Genomic DNA, 4,213 nt, shown 5'->3' on the forward strand with positions numbered 1-4,213 from the left:
AAGGCAACCAAGGCAACCAGCACCTGCCGCAGCAGCCGGCCCCGCAGCGGCCGGCCCAGCCGGCGCCCCCGCCGGCGAATCCGCCCGCCGCGCCGCCGGCCAACCCGCCCGAAGGACCACCACCGCCGGCCCCCGAGGCGCCACCGGCGGCACCGGAGCCCCCGCCGCCACCGCCGGCCGAACCGCCACCGGGCGGATAAGCCGGTGGCCGTCCGGATGGACCCGCGCCGGTTCGACGAACTGGTCTCCGACGCCCTGGACCTGATCCCGCCCGACCTGGCCGCCGCCATCGACAACGTCGTCGTCTTGGTCGAAGACCGCCACCCGGACGAACCCGACCTGCTCGGCCTGTATGAGGGCGTGGCCCTCACCCACCGCGACACCAACTATGCGGGGGCGCTGCCGGACGCCATCACGATCTACCGCGAGGCGCTGCTGGACGTGTGCGACACCGACGAGGAGGTCGTCGACGAGGTGGCCATCACGGTGATCCACGAGATCGCCCACCACTTCGGCATCGACGACGCGCGCCTGCACGAACTGGGCTGGGGCTAACCGGTCGGGCGTGGCACCACCGGCTTGTCGGTGCCCGGTGCTACAAACGGCCCATGGACAACGGCTGCCGGGAGTGTCGGGCAGGCCTGGAGCACTGCCACGGCACCATCATTCGTCACGCACTGCACCGCGCGGAGTGCACCGAGCCGGACTGCGTCGCCCCCGAATTGACGCCGCACGCCTTCGTCGTGGACTGCGAGGCGGTGGGTTGCGGCTGCGGCGAACCGGTCGCGGTCGCGGTCTGAGGTCGGCTCAGCCCATCGGGTCGGTGCTGGACTGCACCGCGTCGGCGACCGGGGTGGCGCCGGGTTCGGGATAAAACGGCGGGGTCAGCTCGCCCCACTGCACGCAGCTCCACCGCCCGTCGGTGATCGGGGCCAGCACCACCGATTCGGCGTTGCCCAGGTGGTGGTCGACGACGAAGCTGCCGTCCACCCCGGCCAGCACCGCCGCCGCCAGCCGGATTGCCGCCCCGTGGCTGACGACGACGATGTCGTCGGTCCAGTCGGCGTCGTCGAGGTAGCGCAGCCGCAGGTCGGTCAGCACCGGCACGTAGCGGTCCAGCACCTGGTTTCCGTTCTCCCCGCCGGGCAGCGGCACATCCAGCTCGCCCTCCTGCCAGCGTTGATAGATGGCGTTGAACTCGGCGATGGCCGCGTCGTCGCTGCGGTCCTCCAGATCGCCGACCTGCACCTCGTGGATGCCGGGCAGCTCGCGGGCGCTCAGGTCCACGACGGCGCCGATCTCCGCGGCGGTCTGGGCCGCCCGGACGGCCACCGAATGCGCCAACAGCCCGGCCCGCACATGACCGTTGCGGGCGAACGCCCGGGCCTGCTCGCGCCCCAACGGGGTCAGCTCGCTGCCCGGCGGGCGGGTGTCCAGCCGGCGGTCCACGTTGCCGTAGGACTGGCCGTGCCGCAGCAGCACCAGTCGCCCGCTCATCGGTCGGCCTCCTCGGGTTTGCCGTCGCGCAGCCGCGCCAGCCACCGCGCCGCCTCGTCCACCTGCGGCGGCAGCGCGCCGGCGGCGGCGCCGGTCGGCCAGGAACCCAGATAACGCACATCGGCACAACGACGGTGCAGCGCTTTAAGTGCCTCGGCGACCGGGCTGTCGTCGATGTGCCCGACACAGTCCAGGAAGAACAGGTAGGTGCCCAATTCGGTGCGGGTGGGCCGCGATTCGATCCGGGTCAGGTCGATGCCGCGGACACCTAATTCGGTCAGGACCGCCACCAGCGCGCCGGGCGCGTTGTCGATGCGCAACACCACCGAGGTGCGATCCGCCCCGGTGCGCTCCGGGGGTGGGCCCGGCGCGCCGACCAGGACGAACCGGGTGCGGGCGGTGGCCTCGTCGACGACGCCGTCGGCCAGCGTCACCAACCCGTACCGGGTGGCGGCCAGCGCGGTGCTCACCGCGGCGTCGACCCCGCCCTCGGCGACCCGCTGCGCCGCGGCGGCGTTGGAATTCGCCGGCACCACCTCCGCGCCCGGCAGGTGGGCCGCCAGCCAGCGCCGCACCTGCGCGGCGGCCACCGGGTGCGCGGCCACCGTGCCGACCTCAGCGGGGCTGCGGCCGGGGCTGGTGACGATCGAAAACACCACGTCCAGCGTGGTCTCGGCGAACACCTGCAGCGGCGAGCCCATCGCCAGGTTGTCCAGGGTGGGCAGCACACCGCCCTCGATCGAATTCTCGATCGGCACGCACGCGTACTCGGCGGCGCCGTCGCGGACGGCGTCCAGGGCGGCCGGGGTGCTGTCCATCGGTACCGGGCGCACCGAGTCGGAGCCGGGGACCAAACCGGCCGCGGTCAGCTGCGTCAGCGCCGCTTCGGTGAAGGTCCCCTCCGGGCCGAGGTAGGCGATGCGAGCCACCCTGCAACCCTATCGGTCGTCGGCCGCGCAGAGCCCTTGCGCCGCTCCGCCAGCCCTAGTTAAGTTAGGCTTACCTCACTGATGAAAGGTGGCCGATGACACTCACCGCGGGACCCGCCCCGACCACTGCCGAACGGATCCGCAGCGCATGTGTCCGGGCCGACGGCGCGCTGCTGGCCATCGAGGGATATGAGCCGGTCGCCACGTCGGTGCATCACCTGCTCGGCGACGGGTCGTATGCCGTGGCGGTGCCGGCCGACGGCGCGCTGGCCGCCAACATCGGCGACGTCGAGGTGCCCGCCATGTTGGAGCTCACCGACTATGCGCCGTTGCCGCTGCGGGAACCGGTGCGCGCGCTGGTGTGGCTGCGCGGCCGGTTGCAGCGGGTGCCGGCGCCGACGCTGCCGGCGCTTTTGGACCGGATCGCCGCCGAGAACCCGCACCCGGCGTTGCTGCAGGTGGTGACGCCGCGCTCGGGCCCCGACCTGGACACCCCGCTGGTCCTGCTGCGCCTGGAGATGGATTCGGTGGTGGTGGCCGACGCCACCGGCGCCGAGTCGGTCGGGGTAGACGCGCTGCTGTCGGCCCGGCCCGACCCGTTCTGCGTGATGGAGGCGTGCTGGCTGCAGCACTTGGAGCAGGTGCATCCGGACGTCATCGCCCGGTTGGCGTCCCGGCTGCCGGGGCGGCTGCGGCGCGGCCAGGTCCGCCCGCTGGGGCTGGACCGCTACGGGGTGCGGCTGCGGGTGGAGGGCGCCGAAGGCGACCATGACGTGCGGCTGCCGTTTCCCGAACCCGTCGACGACATCACCGGCCTGGGCCGGGCGATCCGGGTGTTGATGGGCTGCCCGTTTCTCAACGGCCTGCGCGCCCGGGGATTCCCCCGTTGACTCTGCGCCTACCAGGCAAAAGTACGAGTGACACGCGTGGTGGACGCAGAGTCAACGCCGGTCGATAGCGTGTCGGGGTGGATCACCCAAGCGCCGAGCGGCGCGGGCTGCGCGTCGAGGTCGCCGTCGTGCTGGCGGTCACCTATGGCCTGAGCGCCGTCACCGCGGTGCTGCAACTGTCCGACGCGGTGCTGCGCAACCTCAGCGCGCAGCGGATCCCACTCAATCCCAAGCGGTCCTACTTCGACCTGATCGACCTGGGCCTGAACCTGGCCTGGGCGGTGCAGCTGATCGCCTGGGGCGGTCTGGCCCTGTACCTGTTGTGGCGCAGCGGGATCGGCCCCGAACGCATCGGCTTAGGCCGGTTCCGGTGGCGCGCCGACCTGCTCGGCGGGGTCGGCCTGGCCGCCCTGATCGGCGTGCCGGGTCTCGGGCTGTACCTCGTCGGGCGCTGGCTGGGGCTTAACGCCAACGTCGTCCCCTCCGGGTTGGGCGACACCTGGTGGCGGGTGCCGATGCTGGTGGCGGCCGCCTTCGCCAACGGCTGGGCCGAAGAGGTGATCGTGGTCGGCTATCTGCTCACCCGGCTGCGGCAGCTGCGGGTGCGCCCGGTGCTGGCGCTGCTGTGCTCCAGCCTGCTGCGCGGCGCCTACCACCTGTACCAAGGATTCGGCGCGGGGCTGGGCAACCTAGCGATGGGCCTGGTGTTTGGCTACGTGTGGCGGCGCACCGGGCGGCTGTGGCCGCTGGTGATCGCCCACGGCCTGATCGACACCGTCGCCTTCGTCGGCTATGCGCTGCTGGCCGCGCACCTGAGCTGGCTGCGCTGAGGCCGCCACAATGGATGCGGTGAACGAACCCCACCCGCAGCGCCCGGAACCGCCGCCGGTGCTGCGC

7 protein-coding genes are annotated in these 4,213 nt (G+C 72.5%); 5 read left to right on the plus strand and 2 right to left on the minus strand.

What is annotated here, in order from left to right:
• From BKN37_RS29630 to BKN37_RS26115, 3 genes are all read left to right on the plus strand, one after another.
• Positions 1–200, plus strand: a 200-nt coding sequence (locus BKN37_RS29630; RefSeq protein WP_207547301.1) for a hypothetical protein, incomplete at its 5' end; no start/stop codon positions are given.
• 4 nt (positions 201–204) lie between these two features.
• A complete protein-coding gene (locus BKN37_RS26110; protein WP_071030098.1) occupies positions 205–555 on the plus strand; it encodes a metallopeptidase family protein in 351 nt (116 codons plus the stop codon).
• Positions 556–608: 53 nt separating this feature from the next.
• Positions 609–800 (plus strand): hypothetical protein, encoded by a 192-nt coding sequence (locus BKN37_RS26115; RefSeq protein WP_071030099.1) that lies wholly within the window; start codon positions 609–611, stop codon positions 798–800.
• A 7-nt stretch (positions 801–807) separates the two neighbouring features.
• Here the strand turns inward: BKN37_RS26115 and BKN37_RS26120 are convergent, their stop codons facing one another.
• Both BKN37_RS26120 and pheA read right to left on the minus strand, forming a co-directional pair.
• Positions 808–1,497, minus strand: coding sequence for a histidine phosphatase family protein (locus tag BKN37_RS26120; RefSeq protein WP_071030101.1), 690 nt, complete (start codon positions 1,495–1,497; stop codon positions 808–810).
• Entirely contained in the window at positions 1,494–2,426 is a 933-nt protein-coding gene (pheA, locus tag BKN37_RS26125) for a prephenate dehydratase (RefSeq protein WP_071030103.1), read from the minus strand. The genes BKN37_RS26120 and pheA overlap by 4 nt, the downstream gene beginning before the upstream one ends.
• Positions 2,427–2,521: 95 nt before the next feature.
• On the opposite strand from pheA, the gene BKN37_RS26130 reads away from it, so the two are divergent.
• Both BKN37_RS26130 and BKN37_RS26135 read left to right on the plus strand, forming a co-directional pair.
• Positions 2,522–3,316, plus strand: coding sequence for a DUF2470 domain-containing protein (locus tag BKN37_RS26130; RefSeq protein WP_071030105.1), 795 nt, complete (start codon positions 2,522–2,524; stop codon positions 3,314–3,316).
• Positions 3,317–3,393: 77 nt separating this feature from the next.
• A complete protein-coding gene (locus BKN37_RS26135; protein WP_071030107.1) occupies positions 3,394–4,146 on the plus strand; it encodes a CPBP family intramembrane glutamic endopeptidase in 753 nt (250 codons plus the stop codon).
• Positions 4,147–4,213 lie beyond the last annotated feature (67 nt).

The organism is Mycobacterium talmoniae (assembly GCF_001854525.1).
GTDB lineage: Bacteria > Actinomycetota > Actinomycetes > Mycobacteriales > Mycobacteriaceae > Mycobacterium > Mycobacterium talmoniae.